Source organism: Leyella stercorea (genome assembly GCF_021531655.1).
Genome location: NZ_JADYUF010000032.1, coordinates 1 through 16,301, shown reverse-complemented (window position 1 = coordinate 16,301; position 16,301 = coordinate 1). Strand labels below are relative to the sequence as shown.

Annotated in this window: 16 protein-coding genes; 8 read left to right on the top strand and 8 right to left on the bottom strand. The window is 42.8% G+C overall.

The annotated features are described in order from the left end of the window. The first annotated feature begins 9 nt into the window (after window positions 1-9). The 8 genes from I6E49_RS09915 to I6E49_RS09880 all read left to right on the top strand — a co-directional run bounded on the left by I6E49_RS09915 (window position 10) and on the right by I6E49_RS09880 (window position 4,901). On the top strand, window positions 10-1,008 hold the full coding sequence (locus tag I6E49_RS09915) for a hypothetical protein (RefSeq protein WP_235402063.1): 999 nt from the start codon (window positions 10-12) through the stop codon (window positions 1,006-1,008). After that, window positions 992-1,249 carry a hypothetical protein gene (locus I6E49_RS09910; RefSeq protein WP_235402061.1) on the top strand — a complete coding sequence of 86 codons (258 nt, stop codon included), beginning with the start codon at window positions 992-994 and terminating at the stop codon, window positions 1,247-1,249. The genes I6E49_RS09915 and I6E49_RS09910 overlap by 17 nt, the downstream gene beginning before the upstream one ends. Before the next feature lie 418 nt (window positions 1,250-1,667). After that, window positions 1,668-2,051 carry a hypothetical protein gene (locus tag I6E49_RS09905; protein WP_235402060.1) on the top strand — a complete coding sequence of 128 codons (384 nt, stop codon included), beginning with the start codon at window positions 1,668-1,670 and terminating at the stop codon, window positions 2,049-2,051. A 1-nt stretch (window position 2,052) separates the two neighbouring features. After that, window positions 2,053-2,715, top strand: coding sequence for a hypothetical protein (locus tag I6E49_RS09900; protein WP_235402059.1), 663 nt, complete (start codon window positions 2,053-2,055; stop codon window positions 2,713-2,715). Further along, window positions 2,712-3,131: a hypothetical protein gene (locus tag I6E49_RS09895; RefSeq protein WP_044073754.1), complete on the top strand. Its 420-nt coding sequence runs from the start codon at window positions 2,712-2,714 to the stop codon at window positions 3,129-3,131. The genes I6E49_RS09900 and I6E49_RS09895 overlap by 4 nt, the downstream gene beginning before the upstream one ends. 290 nt (window positions 3,132-3,421) lie before the next feature. Next, window positions 3,422-3,823, top strand: a complete 402-nt coding sequence (locus I6E49_RS09890; RefSeq protein WP_235402058.1) for an ISAon1 family transposase N-terminal region protein — start codon at window positions 3,422-3,424, stop codon at window positions 3,821-3,823. Beyond that, window positions 3,813-4,004: a hypothetical protein gene (locus I6E49_RS09885; RefSeq protein ID WP_235402057.1), complete on the top strand. Its 192-nt coding sequence runs from the start codon at window positions 3,813-3,815 to the stop codon at window positions 4,002-4,004. Before I6E49_RS09890 ends, I6E49_RS09885 begins: the two co-directional genes overlap by 11 nt. A 6-nt stretch (window positions 4,005-4,010) precedes the next feature. Continuing rightward, a complete protein-coding gene (locus tag I6E49_RS09880; RefSeq protein ID WP_262911542.1) occupies window positions 4,011-4,901 on the top strand; it encodes a transposase in 891 nt (296 codons plus the stop codon). 12 nt (window positions 4,902-4,913) lie between these two features. Here the strand turns inward: I6E49_RS09880 and I6E49_RS09875 are convergent, their stop codons facing one another. The 8 genes from I6E49_RS09875 to ilvB all read right to left on the bottom strand — a co-directional run bounded on the left by I6E49_RS09875 (window position 4,914) and on the right by ilvB (window position 16,281). Then, the gene (locus I6E49_RS09875; protein WP_235402056.1) at window positions 4,914-5,951 is read right to left on the bottom strand and encodes a restriction endonuclease subunit S; all 1,038 of its coding nucleotides are present in this window, start codon (window positions 5,949-5,951) and stop codon (window positions 4,914-4,916) included. A gap of 60 nt (window positions 5,952-6,011) precedes the next feature. Next, window positions 6,012-7,427, bottom strand: coding sequence for a RhuM family protein (gene rhuM / locus I6E49_RS09870; RefSeq protein WP_235402055.1), 1,416 nt, complete (start codon window positions 7,425-7,427; stop codon window positions 6,012-6,014). Window positions 7,428-7,470: 43 nt separating this feature from the next. Further along, window positions 7,471-9,027: a type I restriction-modification system subunit M gene (locus I6E49_RS09865; protein ID WP_235402054.1), complete on the bottom strand. Its 1,557-nt coding sequence runs from the start codon at window positions 9,025-9,027 to the stop codon at window positions 7,471-7,473. Window positions 9,028-9,043: 16 nt separating this feature from the next. Beyond that, entirely contained in the window at window positions 9,044-11,905 is a 2,862-nt protein-coding gene (locus I6E49_RS09860; RefSeq protein WP_235402052.1) for a type I restriction endonuclease subunit R, read from the bottom strand. A gap of 374 nt (window positions 11,906-12,279) precedes the next feature. Next, entirely contained in the window at window positions 12,280-12,912 is a 633-nt protein-coding gene (locus I6E49_RS09855) for a hypothetical protein (RefSeq protein WP_235402050.1), read from the bottom strand. Between the two features lie 226 nt (window positions 12,913-13,138). Then, window positions 13,139-13,909 (bottom strand): acyl-[acyl-carrier-protein] thioesterase, encoded by a 771-nt coding sequence (locus I6E49_RS09850; protein ID WP_235402048.1) that lies wholly within the window; start codon window positions 13,907-13,909, stop codon window positions 13,139-13,141. Between the two features lie 43 nt (window positions 13,910-13,952). Beyond that, window positions 13,953-14,480 carry an acetolactate synthase small subunit gene (ilvN, locus tag I6E49_RS09845; RefSeq protein ID WP_235402047.1) on the bottom strand — a complete coding sequence of 176 codons (528 nt, stop codon included), beginning with the start codon at window positions 14,478-14,480 and terminating at the stop codon, window positions 13,953-13,955. Window positions 14,481-14,565: 85 nt separating this feature from the next. Next, on the bottom strand, window positions 14,566-16,281 hold the full coding sequence (gene ilvB / locus I6E49_RS09840) for a biosynthetic-type acetolactate synthase large subunit (RefSeq protein ID WP_235402093.1): 1,716 nt from the start codon (window positions 16,279-16,281) through the stop codon (window positions 14,566-14,568). Between the last annotated feature and the right edge of the window lie 20 nt (window positions 16,282-16,301).

The following is a 16,301-nucleotide window of genomic DNA, read 5'->3' as shown; positions in this document are numbered from 1 at the left end:
TTAAACATTATGACATACAAAGAACTACTCCAAAAAGTAACATTCAAGGAAATGGAGCCATATCTCGTAGAGCATTATAAGGTTAATAATGCATTGGGATGGTATAAATTGCATTACGACATGCTAATCTTGTTGGAACCCAAAGTATCTAAGGATGCTAATGGGAATGTCTGTAAGATTGGATATTACTCAGATTATGAAGGCGATAAGCACATAGAAGCATGGCCAATGGAAGGTGACCTTTGGGAACATTGTCTGACCAAAGAGATTGTTGTGGACGATTGCGTTACGGAACCTCTTCCAGAGCTTGCGGCTTGCTGCCTGTGGCATACATCTTTTTACGGATTCACACCACAGACTCACGAACGGTGTTTCGATGATATGTTTTGCAAGCCATCTGACTTTAAGAATTACAAAGATAAATTCGACTTCTATGCTGATATCATTGCCAAGCATGGTGGTAAAGTCCCCACACTGAAAGAGTTGTTGATATGTAAGCATCAAGAACTGTCCAAAGAAGCTAAAGAATATCTATCTAAAGCCAAGGCCAACAGGTCGAAGAGAAAGAAAAGATTCAGGGAAGAATTCATGGATTTATATTACAGAAGGTTATCTGTTATCGCTGAATACATTGCAAAGATAATTCCATGGCTAGAAGATCTCAGTATCGACCATCTATACCAATTATTTTACTCTGAGAAGTTCTGCACAGAAGTAATTCAGTCATTTGCTATGAAAGAATCAGGTGTGGAATATCTATGTAGACTAATCAAAGACTACAAGATGATTCCAAATATGGAGCGCTTGATACTGCTTGTGACAACAGGTCAAAAAGTATTAACTCCAAAGGAGAAATCGATGTTGCATTATTTAGTTTCAACAGTGTGTGGCTGCAAACAATATCATGTTTTTTTTGCTATAGATCCTTCTTTAGGTAACCAGGCCATAATATCATATGCAGCTTATAATATGACAAATAATTTAAACAAGGATGAAACGACAAAATAAATCAAATAAGAATTGGAGTCATAAGCATGACTATCCTGAAGAAGAAATATGGCAAACTGGTCATTTGATAGCGCAGTTAATCGCTACAAGACTTCGTGCCTTCAGGTCATATGACAAACATGGATATTCCGGAAATTTCTCTTCTATGGAGAAATGGAATAAAGCCCTTGACAAAATGATATATGCTTTTGAACTGTATGCTCATGGGACAATAGCACCCGAAGAACAAGAGGCATTTTAGGAAGGTTTAGATCTATTCCACGATAATTTTTTATATCTGTGGTATTAAATTTTCCAAAGGTATGCCCACAACCGGCACTTTTGAACATTACCTTTGCAATATTATTTTAATTTATTAGATATTCAATTATGGCACATTGGAAAATTTTAGTCAAGAACAACGGTAATGCCCCATGTACAGACAAACGTCAGCGACTTGAAAAAGGAATGTTTGTAGAAACAAGTACAACTTCTACTACTCCACCCCTTGGATTAACTCGCGAGCAGCCATTGCTTGCAAGTTTATTCACGAGCAAATATGGGATTAATATTGATCCTCACAAGATTAATGGATCATATTTCATTTGTGAAAGAATTGGTTAAATTGTTATTTTCTACAATGGAGATTATGTATCTCCCTTTATCCTAATTATATAATTATGGAGAACAAATACAACATAACAAAAAAATACGAAAATCTGATCCATTTACTTGGTTACTCGTGGTTTTACTCTTCAAAACTTTGGCATCATAGATTTTTCAGAAACGGATCCGCCCCCTTCTCTCTAATCCTGATTGCTTGCGGAATATTTCACTTGGGTTGCTGGCATATCAACTATGAGGGAATTCCTACTTTGGTTGAAAGATATGTCAATATACACTTATCTACGAATGTAATTGGGTATTGCGATAGCATTAATTTTTATGGTATATTCAATGATGATCCAAGAAATAGATGGATTCCTGGAGAGACAATTAGTTTACTAATTTCTGGAATAATGGTACTTCTTGCGATTAGAACAATGTTTGTGAAGGTTAAATGATATGGAAGAAATAGTATTAGAATCTGTAAGGTTGATTGCGGCTGATCAAGTCAGTGAATTGGTTATTAGCCAACTACGTTCAGAACACATCTATTCTTTAGAGAATAGTTCTTATGTATTGATGAATATGGTACTGGTATCATCAAAAAATGGTATTCAGAATATTAAGAATGTACTTGCCAATCATAAGAAAGCTAAGCGGGCTATTGCAGTTCTGATAGACTCAGAGCTGCAAGTTCCAGAAATGGCAGACATTGATTCTGTTCTGTCATTCACTAACAAGGATGAATTTTACAATGAATTCAAAAGCTTTTTGTCTTTGATTCGTCACAATGTAGAAATTCATGGGTTAGTCTGTTTTGATTTTAATGACTTTTTTACGATGATTAAAGGCAGAAATGAACTTTCTGTTCATTCTTGCGCTTATAACGAGAAAATTAGTGAAGCAACTTCAGAATTGAGAAAGAATATTAATCCAAATCATGCTAACTATCTGCTGACATTTACTGTTGAGCATTATAATCCAGATACGTTTGGGGAAGAATTATATCCTATCAAGACATATATTGACGAGTTACCAGACGAGGGTAATGTCTTTTGGAATTTCAGAGAATCATCGACAAAAGAAGTTGTATTGTTTATCTCAAAACAAATATTATCATGATAGATAACAACATTAAATCGAATATTAGTCAAGGTGAAGAATTAGAAGAGCTTATTGCCCAACTCACACAGAATGGCATGCAAATTAAGATAGACAAAAATGATCTTGACTATCTCTATCATGCTAATGCAATACTTAAAAGAAGAATCATTTCATTTCCACATTTTAGTGAAACGAGGATTGATAGTATCATTCGTGAAATGAACAGCTACAGCAATATCTGCCATAAAGATTACAATAAAGTAATACTGTATATAGCTACATCCTCCAAGAATCCTTTGCAAATGGATGAGATGAACCAGATAGTATCACTAATTAGTGGTTATTTCACAAGCGATACAGAATGCATCTGGGGTATGGCGACAGATGAAAAACTTGAAGATAAATTGTTGGTTATCATTGTATGTAGTAACTAGTAATATAATCAATAGTTCGTTAAAATTTGAGATAAAGGCTAAGCAGTTTTACGCTGCCAGCCAAAGAGTTCTTTGATAGTATGACTAATTAGGGATGCTCGTAAATCAGTCAAAAACAACCTAACGATCTAATTGTCAGTGTTATAAGAATTTTGTATCTTTGCATAAAATAATAAAAAATCCCCCAAACTGGCGCACCCGACAAACCCTGTGGAGTGCTGTGCAGATGCTAACCCAAAAACTATGTTGCCAAACGATACATGATTGTCCAAAAGTAGTACCTTTGCACTATGAATCAGAATGACAATATAAACATGTATGAAGGCCTCGCCTCATATTTCCTCCCCGAAGGAGTTCTTAAGTATTTTGAGGTGACAGACTTTGCAACACAGCGTACTTTGGACAAGGATGTTCTTTACACAACAGAGCTTCACATCTATCTGGATGAGCGCGACAATCGCACACCAGACATGAAGGATTCCGTGAGCAATGGTTTTGGGGCAGAATCATGTTTACTTGACTATCCAGCCCGCGACAAGAAGGCGGTACTTCACATACGAAGAAGGCGTTGGACAATGCCGGATGGCACAACAAGAAGTGTTGACCTTGACAAGGAGTTTGAACTGAAGCATAAGGGCACTCGATACGCGAAGGACTTCGCGCTTTTTTTAAAGAGGGCGAATGGACTCTGAAACGATAACCGCTCGTCAGATTGGTTATACGTACATGATTAACAGCTCCACGTTTGCCAAAAGATACAAGGACGCCCTGAGTAACTTCGAGACGTGGGAGCAGAAGGATCACGCATCCAAGTGGATTCTTATTCCGCAAAACGTAGGTAAGGAACAAGGCATAGACGAGACCTCCCTCTAGGGCGAACTGTACACTATCGTTCACAACAAGGATGCCCATGGTCGCAAGGGTGCAATCATAGCAGTAGTCAAGGGAACGAATCCTGCTGACGTACTGAAGGTTCTCATGCAACTACCTGCAGATAAGCGTGAAATGGTTGAGAATATCACGATGGATCTCTCAGATTGCATGCGTGTCATAGCCCGAGAGGCATTCCCTAAAGCCACAGTCATACGTGACTGCTTCCATGTCGTAAAACGCGGTGGAGAGGGCTGCGAAGAGATACGCCTGCGCCTGAAACGAAAAGCCATAAAGGAGGTGAACAGACAGAAGGCAGAGTTTCGCAAACACCTCGAAAATCTGGCAGCGCAGAGAAAGGCTTACCGCGAGCGAATGAGGAAAAGGCATGGGAAGAACTGGAAGAAGAGCAAGCGCGGAAGAAAGCCTATGAGGCTGAACACTCGCTTTGAACCCAAAAGGCTTGAAAATGGCGAGACTCTTGTAGAGGCACAGACACGATGTCGCAAGCAATTGTCCATGAGCCGAGAGAAGTGGAGCGCAACGCAGAAAAAGCGTGCGAAGATACTTTTCGCACTCTACCCAAAACTTGAAGAAGCATACAATCTGATCAACTCCCTTAGAGCCATATTCAGAAACAAGAAACTCACAAAGGAGACTGCCAAACAGAAATTCAAGGGGTGGTATGAGAAAGTGGCTTCATGCACTCTGCGTGAAATCAAGTCCGTACGCGATACCATCAGATTCTATGAGGATGAAATCCTGAACTACTTTGACGGACGTAAGACAAACGCTTCAGCTGAAGCGTTGAACTCAAAGATCAAATGCTTTCGTGCACAGGTAAAAGGAGTCATAGACATACCATTCTTCATGTATCGTTTAGCAACAGTTTTGGGTTAGCATCTGCACGGCCTACTCCACAGGGTTTGTCGGGTGCGCCGATATTAGTTGATAATCGTATAAAGCACGGTGTGTCTTTAACATTGCAGCAACATATCTTTTATCGTAATTATCTGAAATTAAGAAAACCTTGTATGATGGAGATACTATTCCTATATCAAATTTATCGTTGTAATTGATATTGCCCATCCATAGATTTTGAGGACTAAGTACCACGTCATGAAGCCGAATAATCTTGTAGCCTACGTTGTTTTCGCTTGCAATATCTTTTGAGAAATAATCTCGTTGTGAAAATAAACCATTTACTGTAGAGCTTAAAATTGCATATTGGTTATTCTTTTTCGTTTTTTCAGAACGTTCTTTAAGAATTGCTCCAAGACGGACAAGCATTCCCTCTTTTGAATTGAGTAGTTTGTTACTTATTCCCTTGATTAAGGACTGCAACTTGTCAATGATTTTGTTTTGGGTTGCTATGCGCTCGTCAAGCAAAGAGAGCATTTTGCCAATTTTCTTTTGCTCTTCTATATTTGCAAAGTGCAGTTTTACTTTGCTCAATCCTTCTTGCCCAATATTAAAATGTTGCGCACCTGCACCCATTGGAATTATTCTTTTGCGAGCAAACGGACTGCGTAACAAATAATTGAAGTATTGTGGGTCATATTCTCCTTTCTTCTTTCCACGAATAACAAAACCTCCAAATACAGCAGTTTTATCATCCATATAAACATTCGCTCTACCAACATCCTCCAAAGTTTCTGAACTGCGTTGGAATAATATATCTCCTTTTTCAACAGAAAAGTCAGATAATTCTTTCTCCGTTACATCAACAGAAGCCTTAATGCAATCATATGTAATGACTGCATTATTAAGAATGTCCATAACAGAGATGAACTTTATACCCTTGCCAAATTTGTCTGGTTTGGGGTTTAATCCATTCTTGAAATCAAGAAGTTCTGAAAGCCCAAGTTCTTCCCACTCCCCCTGAAACTCAGGAAATCTGAGATTTGGGACATTAAGTTTTTTATGTTCGTTATTTATTTTTGTTGTCATTTTAAATCCTTAATTGATGGTTCTGAAATAGTCTACCAGCTTGGTAGACAAATTTTTATTTTAAATTCCCTTTGGATTGAGGTCGAAAGGAAGCAGAGGCATATCGTCATCACCATTATTAAATCTGTCAAAATCAGATATATATGAACGGTCTTGGATGAGCTTATATTTCTCATATTCTCCATAAGCCTTTGCTCTTGCTTCATCTTGCGAAACAGTTCCTGCCGAAGGGTTTTCCTCATAGTCCATTGCCGCAAGGAACTGGGCAAGTCGCTTTCGCCAATCTTCCATTGTTGTAATGATATGGCGTTGGGCACGAGTCTCTGCGAGGTCAAGGAATGAAGTAGTTATGCCATTGAGTTGATTAAGTTCGGTATCCGACAAATAGTTCTTGGCTACAATTGTGTCCGACTTTTGCACTCGTCCATCTGGTGCTTTCTTCCATGTAGTGAGTCCCATGTGTGGTTGTTCGGCATCAGCTCTGTTATAGACAATCTCTGCTGCGGTATGATGTGTGACAGCCAAGTGCATCATATTCTGCACCATCTTGAAGAACAATTTGGTACTTTCTGATTTTGCGTCATAGTCAGCACTACACTCTGCATAGATGTCAGTTATCTTTTGGTAATAGCGGCGTTCTGACGTGCGTATCTCACGGATGCGTTCCAACAAGTCGTCAAAGTAGTCCTTGCCGAAATGCTTGCCTTGTTTCAGGCGTTCGTCATCAAGTACATACCCCTTAATGATAAACTCCTTCAATACAGATGTAGCCCATATACGGAATTGTGTGGCTTGATAACTGTTCACACGATAGCCAACGGCAATAATGGCATCAAGGTTGTAGAACAAAGGAGTACGTTCAACATCACGCTCACCCTCAAGTTGAACTTGTTGAATTTTTCTACAAGTTGCCTCTTTTGTAAGTTCTCCACTTTCATAAATTTGAGAAAGGTGATAAGCAATCGTTGCTCGGTCTACGCCAAACAAACCTGCCATGCGTTTTTGCGACATCCAAAATGTCTCGTTGTTGAATATCACTTCAATGCGGGTTTCACCTTGTGCTGTTTTATACAGCAATATGTTGGATTCCAGTGAGTTTTGGATAAGTTCTGTGGTAGAAACGGATTGCGAAAAATATTCTCTTGCTTGTTGCACCAGAGGTTTCTTTCCGTCTGCATTTTCAGCTATAATCATGCACGCTATACGAGACAAACGGAATATGTTCACCTTTCTATATGCACCACTACCGAGCTTGACCATATCAACCGTTTGGTTGAAATGGTCATCAATCTTCATGCCTTTTTGATTGGCTACGGCAATTGCCTTATTTATGACATTTTGGAATTTCCAGTTAGTAGAATATCCCATAGCATTACAAAGGTCGCGCGAACTCCAATATTCCTTGTTGTTTTCGTCAGTCCTGCGGATAGCATCAAACGTAGGACGCATTTCTGGTATATTATCTTTCTCAGCCATATTCTAAAATCTGCTAAAATTGTCCCTACTTGGTACAAAAAGATTATTCAACCAATCCCAATTCCTTCAGATAACCTTCAATCTCCTTGTCGAGGTCGGCGCGCTTGGCTTCCAGTTCCTTGATTTCTTTCATGACAGCATGAATGTCGATAGGTTCTTCTTCCTCGAAAGTATCTACATAACGAGGAATGTTGAGATTGTAGTCGTTCTCGGCTACCTCCTGCAATGTGGCGAGATGGCTGTACTTTTCTATCTCCTTGCGCTCACGGTAGGTGTCTACAATCTTCTGGATATGCTGCGGACGGAGCTTGTTCTGGGTCTTGACCTTTTCAAACTCTTTGCTGGCATCAATGAAGAGTATGTTGTCATCCTCCTTACGGCATTTCTTGAACACCAAGATACATGTCGGGATACTTGTACCATAGAAAATATTGGCAGGAAGTCCGATGATGGCATCCACATAGTTCTTTTTCTCGATGAGGAAGCGGCGGATTACGCCCTCGGCATTGCCACGGAACAACACTCCATGAGGAGCGACACAAGCCATTGTGCCACCCTCATTGAGGTGGTAAATCATGTGGAGAATAAAGGCATAGTCGGCTGTCTTGCGTGGTGCCAAACGTCCAGCCTTGCTGAAACGGTCATCGTTGTTGAACTTATCGGCAGCACTCCATTCAGCAGAGAAGGGAGGATTTGCTACCACAGCGTCAAACTGAGTATCGCCAAAAGCATCAGCCTCCAAGGTATCGCCATTCTCTATGCGGAAGTTGCTGAACTTTATGCCATGAAGAAGCATATTCATACGAGCCAAGTTGTAGGTCGTAGGGTTCTTCTCCTGTCCGAAAATCTCGTTTGCATGACCGATGCTTGCTGCACGGAGCAACAGCGAACCACTACCGCAAGTAGGGTCATAGACATTGCGCAGACGAGCGTGACCAATGGTCACAATCTCTGCCAAGATACGGCTCACTTCCTGAGGAGTGTAGAATTCACCGGCCTTCTTGCCAGCACCAGCGGCAAACTGGCTAATCATATACTCGTAGGCATCACCAAGAATGTCAATCTCTTGCGATGCTTCCACACCAAAGTCAATATCATCAAGGGCAAGAAGAACATTGCTGACCAAAGTATTCTTGTCATCGGCAGTCTTGCCCAACTTGGGTGAAGCAAGGTCAATGTCAGAGAACAGACCGCCAAAGTCTTCCTCGCTATCCTGTCCGAGAGTGCTGTCCTCAATACGCTTCAATGAGCGTTCGAGCATAGGCAGAATGTTCTCCTTCTTCTTGATACTCTCAACAACAGACGAGAACAGGAAGTTTGGTTCAATGAAGTAGCCGATATTCTCCAGACATTCGGTCTTGACAACCTCCTGAAGTTCTTCCACAACTTCGTCTTTCTCCATTGCCCACAGTTCTTTAAATGTGACTTCATCATCCACCAATGCGTCATTGGCGTGTTTCTCTATCTTCTCCGACAAATACTTGTAGAAGATAAAGCCAAGGGTGAAATACATGAAGTCACTGGCAGACATATTGCCACGCAGTTTGTTAGCGACTTCCCAAAGTTGGTTTCTTAAATTTTGCTGAAGCTCTTCTGACATATCTTTTGTTTTTTTCTTATTCCCAATTAAATACTTTTATTATTGTTCTTAGTTTGTCCATGATGCGGGTGAACGCCTTGCGCTTCTTTATCAGTCCCAAGTGTTTCTCCTTCAATGCCTCTTGTATGATTTCCGGCTGTTCCTTTTGCAAGTAGTCATACTCCGAGAGGTAATGATTGAGAACGGAAGCATCCAAATCCTCTTCCTTGGCAAGCGTATTGACAGCATTGTTGCGTTCGGTGACGATGTAGTTGTTCAACCGTTCTTCAAGGTCGCTTGTACCATCAGCCTTTTGTTTGCGAGCCATGAAGTTATCACGGTCATCATCCACATTCTTCTGGATAAATCCGTCAATGAGTTTTGCCTTACTGCGAAGTTCAACATCCTTAATCATTGTGTCGATGATGTGCTTACGCCTCTCTTCGTAGTCCTCGCTATAAGGGTTGAGGTCTGCAATCAACTCCAGAATGTAAGCCACATTGATGATGTCGCTATGCAGGAGTTCCAAGCAAAAATCGATGTCTCCCAGCCCTGTAGTGTCATTCTCACTCGGGTCAGGCTCGGCAACCATACCAGATTCGTCATCTTGAACTTTATAACCGCTTGGCTGTTCTGTCGGTTTCGCTGCAAAGGTGTCGTATATGTCAAGATACTTGCTGCGGAAGTCCATAAACTGCTGTTCGGTCATTCCGAGGTCGGGAGCATCCTCCTCATACTCGTCATACACTTGTATCTCTGCGTGTTTCTTGATAATGTCACGGAAAGCGAGGATAAACTGCATCTTGTCGTTCTCACTTTGCAAATAGTCCACATAGTGCGGTTCGGGATAATGCTCCAAGAAGCTCTTTGTCAGTTCTTGATATTTATTCTTTACATCATGAAAAGGCGGACGGACAATATCTTCTATAGGATTTCCATTGCTGAAAAGTTTGATAGACTCATCCACCTTGCTTTTCAAGTCACGGAAGCAAACCACCTTACCGAAACGCTTCTTCTCGTTCAACACACGGTTGGTACGGCTGAACGCTTGCAATAATCCATGATACTCCATATTTTTGTCAACATAGAGGGTGTTGAGTTTCTTGCTGTCAAAGCCAGTAAGGAACATACCGACAACCAAGCAGAGGTCAAGAGGCTTCATGTCAGCCTTCTTTTTCTTCATGCGGAGGTTGATGTCATCGTAATATGCACGGAAATTTTCTGTAGTGAAACTTGTTCCATACATATTGTTATAGTCATCCATGATGGATTGCAATTCGTCTGCCTCGCCAATACTGTCACTCACAAAGTTGCCTGTATTCATACCTGTCAAGTCATCATCCTGACTATTATTGGCAGCGTATGTGAAGACAGCTCCAATCCTAATCTTCGGATTGAGGCTCTTGAATATCTTGTAGTAACGGATTAGCATCGGCACTGACTGCACGGCAAACAATGCGTCAAACTCACCGTCGAATGTTGACTTGTTGAAATTATTAAGGATGAATTTGGCTATCTCCGTCATGCGGTCTTGGTCGGCATTATCCACATCCTCATTGCCGTGGTAATACTCCACAAGGAAACCAAGCACGTTTTCATCGGCAATGGCATCCTTTATCAAGTATTTATGAAGACAGTTGCCGAAAATCTCCTTTGTAGTATGTCCGTCTATAGCATTCTCTACAAATATAGGAGTACCAGTAAAACCGAATATCTGCGTGTTGTCAAAGAACTTTACAATGTTCTTGTGGCAATCTCCGAAATGGCTTCGATGACACTCATCGAATATCATCACGATGCGAGAATGACGTATTTCCTCAATACGACTGCTATACCACTGCTTACTGACAGCGGCATTAAGTTTCTGTATGGTTGTTATGATAATCTTTGAATTGCTGTGCAGACGCTTCACCAACTCGTCTGTGTTGTCGGTACTGTCAACGGCACCAGGCTCAAAAGCCTCGTATTCGGCTTGGGTCTGCGTGTCAAGGTCGTGGCGGTCAACCACAAACATCACCTTGTCAACATCGTCCAACTCTGATACGAGTTGGGCTGCCTTGAATGATGTCAAGGTCTTTCCCGCACCAGTTGTATACCAAATATAACCGTTATCGTTGGAGTTTTCCACACGGTCGAGTATCTTCTCCACCGCATAGAACTGATAAGGGCGAAGTACCATCAGACATTTGTCACCCTCATGCAGAACGATGTATTTGCCAATAATCTTACCCAATGTACATTTGTCAAAAAACACTGTGGCAAACTTCTCCAAGTCGTTGAACGGCACATTGGCTGCGTCGGTCCAGTTGAACGTAAACTTATATCCGCTATTCGGGTTGTTGGCAAAATAACGAGTGTTCACGCCATTAGATATGACAAACAACTGGATGTAATCAAACAGTCCATGGAAAGAAGTCTTGTGATAACGCTGTATCTGGTTGTATGCCTGTTTCAATTCCACACCTCTGCGCTTTAGTTCTATTTGAACCAAAGGCAGACCATTGATAATTATAGTCACATCGTAACGGCATTTCTTTCTACCCTCAACCGTAATCTGATTGGAAACTTGGAACTCGTTCTGACACCAGTGAGTGCGGTTCAAGAACTCCACCCATAGGCGTTCACCGCTTTCCAGTTCAAGCGGAAAGAGGTCACGCAGTTTCTTTGCCTTTTCAAAGCGGGTGCCACCTTCAAGATAGATAAGTATCTTTTCAAACTCAGACTCTGTAAATTCGATACGACCCAATTCTTCCAACTTCTTCTTGTTGTGTTTCTCCAACTGCCTTTTGAAATTGGCAGACAGGTTCTTATCCTCTTCAATATGAACATACTCGTAGTTCATCTTTTGAAGAGTATCTATAAGTCCGTTTTCGAGGGCAGCTTCACTTTGTACTGGCATATCTTATTACTTTTTGTTATTTACACTATAGAAAACATTACTATATACTTATTTCTTTAGGCGTATTTAGTTTTATATAACTACTATGGCTATTTAAGTTGCAAATATAATTAAAAATCCCGAATTATAAACCTATTGGGTTAAAAACAAAAATGAATACCATTTAACTAATGAATAGCAAGACATAAACATCTTTGTTCCTTCTTCGTCCGCTCTTCAATACATCTCCGTTATGGTTTCGTTATGCCTTCGTTATGCCTTCGTTATGCCTTCGCTTCGTTAACGAAGGTAGATCGAGTTCACTACGGAGGTAGATCGAGTTCACTACGGAGGATGAACGAAGAACGAACGAAGGAACAACGAAGAAGGGAATGCTATATCAACAACAAACGCTGTGACGACACAAGGCTACGACTAACGGCGTTGCGAATATGAACATAGGCATAGGCTCCATGAGATAGTCGAGAGGTCATTATCAGCTTGTTCTCTGGCTCATTTATCACTTCATCAACATAGGTTGCATCCAATGACGATGGAGTATTGTGGCCTGAAACGGGACATTCTACCTTGATAAGTCGGAGGATGTCCCCTTTCACCCATTCTTCACTCTTCATACAGAACCGTAGACTATTATCTTCGACAACCACTTCAAGTGGTGGCAATGAACCGAATGAAATTATATATGGAGCAAGAACACTAAGACCTTTGTTGTAGTCGGACTGAGGCAACTCAACTGGAGACAACAATATGTTGTGATGAACGAAACTATGATAGGGGGACTTCCTTACACTTGAAGAATCTTCAAACTGTTCCACTATCACATCCTTCAACAAACGGTAGTAAGCAAGTATGTTTCTCATGCCGCTTCTCTGCTTCTTTTGCGCATCAGTATTTGCATCACGATAATGTGATGGCATTGACTGCACCACCTGCTTACCATTCAATTCTCTATATACAAACCTCCCAGTGTGACCGGAGAGTATGCCGTTTTCCTTAATCTTTGACATAATCACATATATTAGTTAAAACATATCTCACCGCAAATCTACAACAATAAATCCAAAAAGCAAAATTTTTAGATAATTATAGACGTTGGGAGTTTTAGTTAAAGTTTTTTCTAATGACCGATTGGAGGTTAAACTATTTTTCAATTATGACTATAGCTACAAAAAAATCGAGTAGTAGGTAAGCACATTTTTGCTTTTCCTGCTACTCGATTTGAGGATATTCCTATTATTTCTTAGCAAATGTAAGTTTGCATCGGCACACTTCCTTCATTTCGGGGCTGTCGTCGGAAGTTTTCTGCACCAATATGTCGCACTCTTCGTCGGAGCGTCGCTCTACTAAGAAGTGGAGCGTGTCGCCGAAGTACGATTCAGCTACATAGGCTATGTCGAGACGCTTCAGACGATGGGTCTTATACCATTCGACGGGCCACATGTCGAGTATGTGCTCTATATACTTCACGGAGTTGATGTGGCCGTTCACGTCTACGTCGCTGTAGTGAGTCTCCACGTGGTGTGTGCAGTCGGCAGTCTTAGCCACCTTGACACGCTTGAACGGCTCGATGGGGCACTCCTTCGCGGTTTCGATATACTTCGTGATGAGTCCGTCGCGCTCCTGCAGAATGTCTACGGGCTGACGCGAGTCGGTATCAATCATTGCCCAGATACTGCGTCCGTAGCCATACACCTTGCCCTCCTTGTTGCGGATGGCGTAATTGCGACTTGTGAAGAACTTCATGACATTCTCCACCCATGTGTCGATGGTGATGCGGTCGTAGGCTTCGGGCATCTCGTTCATTTCCATTACGAAGCGCGACAGCACCCATGTCTTGTGTACGGTGTTGAGATAGTCCATGCCGTAGCCTCGCTCGTTGGAGTGGAAGTCGGCGGCATTGAGCAGATGGTTGCCCAAGTGTCCGATAAAGATGTGGTTGGAGAAATCACAGTGGAATGGTTCCACGAGGAAGTCGTAGCTTCCGATTTTGCTTAGTAGATTCATAGTTTTAATTTTAAGCCCCTCCTTACTGGGGAGGGGCTTTTTATTACATATTCTTATTCTTATGCAGATAATCCGACACAGGCTCGTCCATGCTACGTGTCACGGCAATACGGCCCGAGCGTGAGTATTGCAGCAGACATCCGAAGGAGTTGAGGGCATTGAAGAGATTCTGCACTTCCTCGGTCAGGCCTGCTATCTGTACTGTGGCGTATGTGGGATTCACCTCCATCATGCGCGCTCCGCTTCGACGTATCACGCGCGACACTTCCGGGTTCTCCATCATCACCGGTGTTGAAATCTTGTAGATGGCAATCTCATGGATGAAAAGCTCGTTGTCGAGATAGTAGTCGGCCTTGATAACGTCAATCTTGCGCTCTATCTGCTTGGTTATCTTGATTATCTGTTCCTCGTCGCTCCATGCCGTGATGGTATACTTATGTATTCCCTCTATGCTCGAAGCCGAAACGTTCAGACTCTCTATGTTGACCTGCTGACGGGTGAACACAGCGGTAATCTGATTCAGTATACCAGCTATGTTTTCCGAGTAAACCAGCAATGTATATAGTTCCATTTCCTTAATTATTAATTATTAATGATTAATGTTAAATTAGGCGCTAAACACTATACATTAAACACTAAACACTAAACATTAAACACTAAATATTTATCTCAAGCAGCATTTCGTCAACGCTCTTTCCGGGAGGTGTCATCGGCAGCACGTTGTCCTCCTCCTTAATGGCACATTCGAGAATGTACGGACCGGGAGTGGCGAGCATCTTGTCGATGGCAGCATGAAGGTCGCTGCGGTCAATCACCACATCGTAGTTGAGATGATAGCCGCTGCATATCTGACGATAGTCGGGATTGAGCATCTTGGTGAACGACTGGCGATGATTGAAGAACATGTCCTGCCACTGGCGCACGTTGCCCAGGTAGTTGTTGTTCATCAGTATCACCTTTACCGGTGCCTGCTGCTCCATGATGGTGCCAAGCTCCTGAATGCTCATCTGGAAACCGCCGTCGCCTGTGAAGAGGCAGACAGTGCGGTCGGGAGCACCGAATGTAGCACCTACAGCAGCCGGAAGTCCGAATCCCATTGTGCCGAGTCCGCCACTTGTGACAACACTCAATTTGCGCTTGTACTTGAAATAACGGCACGAGAACATCTGATTCTGACCGACATCATTAACCAGAACAGCCTCGCCATCGGTAGCCTCAGCCACGGCATTCACTACCTCGCCCATGAGCAGCGGTCCTTCCTTGGGATGAATGGCTGGCTCGATGACCTTTTCGGTCTCCTGCTGGAGATAAGGCTTGAAGCCTGCTATCCACTCGGTGTGCTCGTTCTTGTTGAGCAGTCGGGTTATGGCTGGCAACGACATCTTGCAGTCGCCTACCACCGACACGTCGGTCTTCACGTTCTTGTCAATCTCTACATTGTCAATGTCGAGATGTATTATCTTGGCTTGCTTGGCGTATGTGTCGAGACGACCAGTCACACGGTCGCTGAAACGCATACCTATGGCTATAATAACATCAGCCTGCTGGGTCATTACGTTAGGAGCATAGCTGCCGTGCATGCCAAGCATTCCGACGTTGAGCGGATGGTCGGACGGCAGAGCCGACAAGCCTAACAAGGTGCGTGCAGCAGGGATGTCGGCTTTCTCAAGAAACTCTACGAGTTCGTTCTGCGCTCCACCTAATTCCACTCCATGACCTACGAGAGCCAACGGACGCTTGGCATTGTTGATAAGCTGGGCTGCTGCTGCCACATGGTCGTCCTGAATCTTTGGATAAGGGTCGTAGCTGCGTACCGACGTAACCTTAGCCGGCTGCCATTCGCATGTGCTCACCTGCGCACTCTTGGGGAAGTCGATGACGACCGGACCGGGACGACCGGTGCGTGCAATGTAGAAAGCACGGCTTATTGCCCATGCTATGTCCTCGGGACGACGTATCTGATAGCTCCACTTGCTGATAGGCTGAGCCAGACCTACGAGGTCGACTTCCTGAAAAGCGTCAGTGCCAAGTGCGCTCACGCCCACCTGTCCGGCAATGACGACAATAGGCGTAGAGTCAATCATGGCATCGGCAACACCTGTCAAAGTGTTGGTAACGCCAGGACCGCTTGTCACCAAGCACACACCTACCTCACCACTAACGCGCGAGAAGCCCTCAGCAGCATGCGCAGCCGCCTGTTCATGACGCACGAGTATATGGTCGAAAGCTTTCTTCTCACCTCTTGTATAGTCGTAGAGAGCATCAAACACCGGCATTATCGCTCCGCCGGGATAGCCGAAGATGGTTTTAACGCCCTCGTTCTTGAGAGAGCGCATCAAGGCTTCTGCTCCTGTTATCTGTTCCATATATATAAAGCCCCACCCCCTTACCC

Coding starts and splice junctions, on each gene's coding strand:
- I6E49_RS09900 (WP_235402059.1), top strand. CDS start 2,053: ATGGAAGAAATAGTATTAGAATCTGTAAGGTTGATTGCGGCTGATCAA.
- rhuM (WP_235402055.1), bottom strand. CDS start 7,427: ATGGCTGAGAAAGATAATATACCAGAAATGCGTCCTACGTTTGATGCT.
- I6E49_RS09910 (WP_235402061.1), top strand. CDS start 992: ATGAAACGACAAAATAAATCAAATAAGAATTGGAGTCATAAGCATGAC.
- I6E49_RS09850 (WP_235402048.1), bottom strand. CDS start 13,909: ATGAATCTACTAAGCAAAATCGGAAGCTACGACTTCCTCGTGGAACCA.
- I6E49_RS09855 (WP_235402050.1), bottom strand. CDS start 12,912: ATGTCAAAGATTAAGGAAAACGGCATACTCTCCGGTCACACTGGGAGG.
- I6E49_RS09865 (WP_235402054.1), bottom strand. CDS start 9,027: ATGTCAGAAGAGCTTCAGCAAAATTTAAGAAACCAACTTTGGGAAGTC.
- I6E49_RS09915 (WP_235402063.1), top strand. CDS start 10: ATGACATACAAAGAACTACTCCAAAAAGTAACATTCAAGGAAATGGAG.
- I6E49_RS09905 (WP_235402060.1), top strand. CDS start 1,668: ATGGAGAACAAATACAACATAACAAAAAAATACGAAAATCTGATCCAT.
- I6E49_RS09885 (WP_235402057.1), top strand. CDS start 3,813: ATGGACTCTGAAACGATAACCGCTCGTCAGATTGGTTATACGTACATG.
- I6E49_RS09875 (WP_235402056.1), bottom strand. CDS start 5,951: ATGACAACAAAAATAAATAACGAACATAAAAAACTTAATGTCCCAAAT.
- I6E49_RS09895 (WP_044073754.1), top strand. CDS start 2,712: ATGATAGATAACAACATTAAATCGAATATTAGTCAAGGTGAAGAATTA.
- I6E49_RS09860 (WP_235402052.1), bottom strand. CDS start 11,905: ATGCCAGTACAAAGTGAAGCTGCCCTCGAAAACGGACTTATAGATACT.
- ilvN (WP_235402047.1), bottom strand. CDS start 14,480: ATGGAACTATATACATTGCTGGTTTACTCGGAAAACATAGCTGGTATA.
- I6E49_RS09890 (WP_235402058.1), top strand. CDS start 3,422: ATGAATCAGAATGACAATATAAACATGTATGAAGGCCTCGCCTCATAT.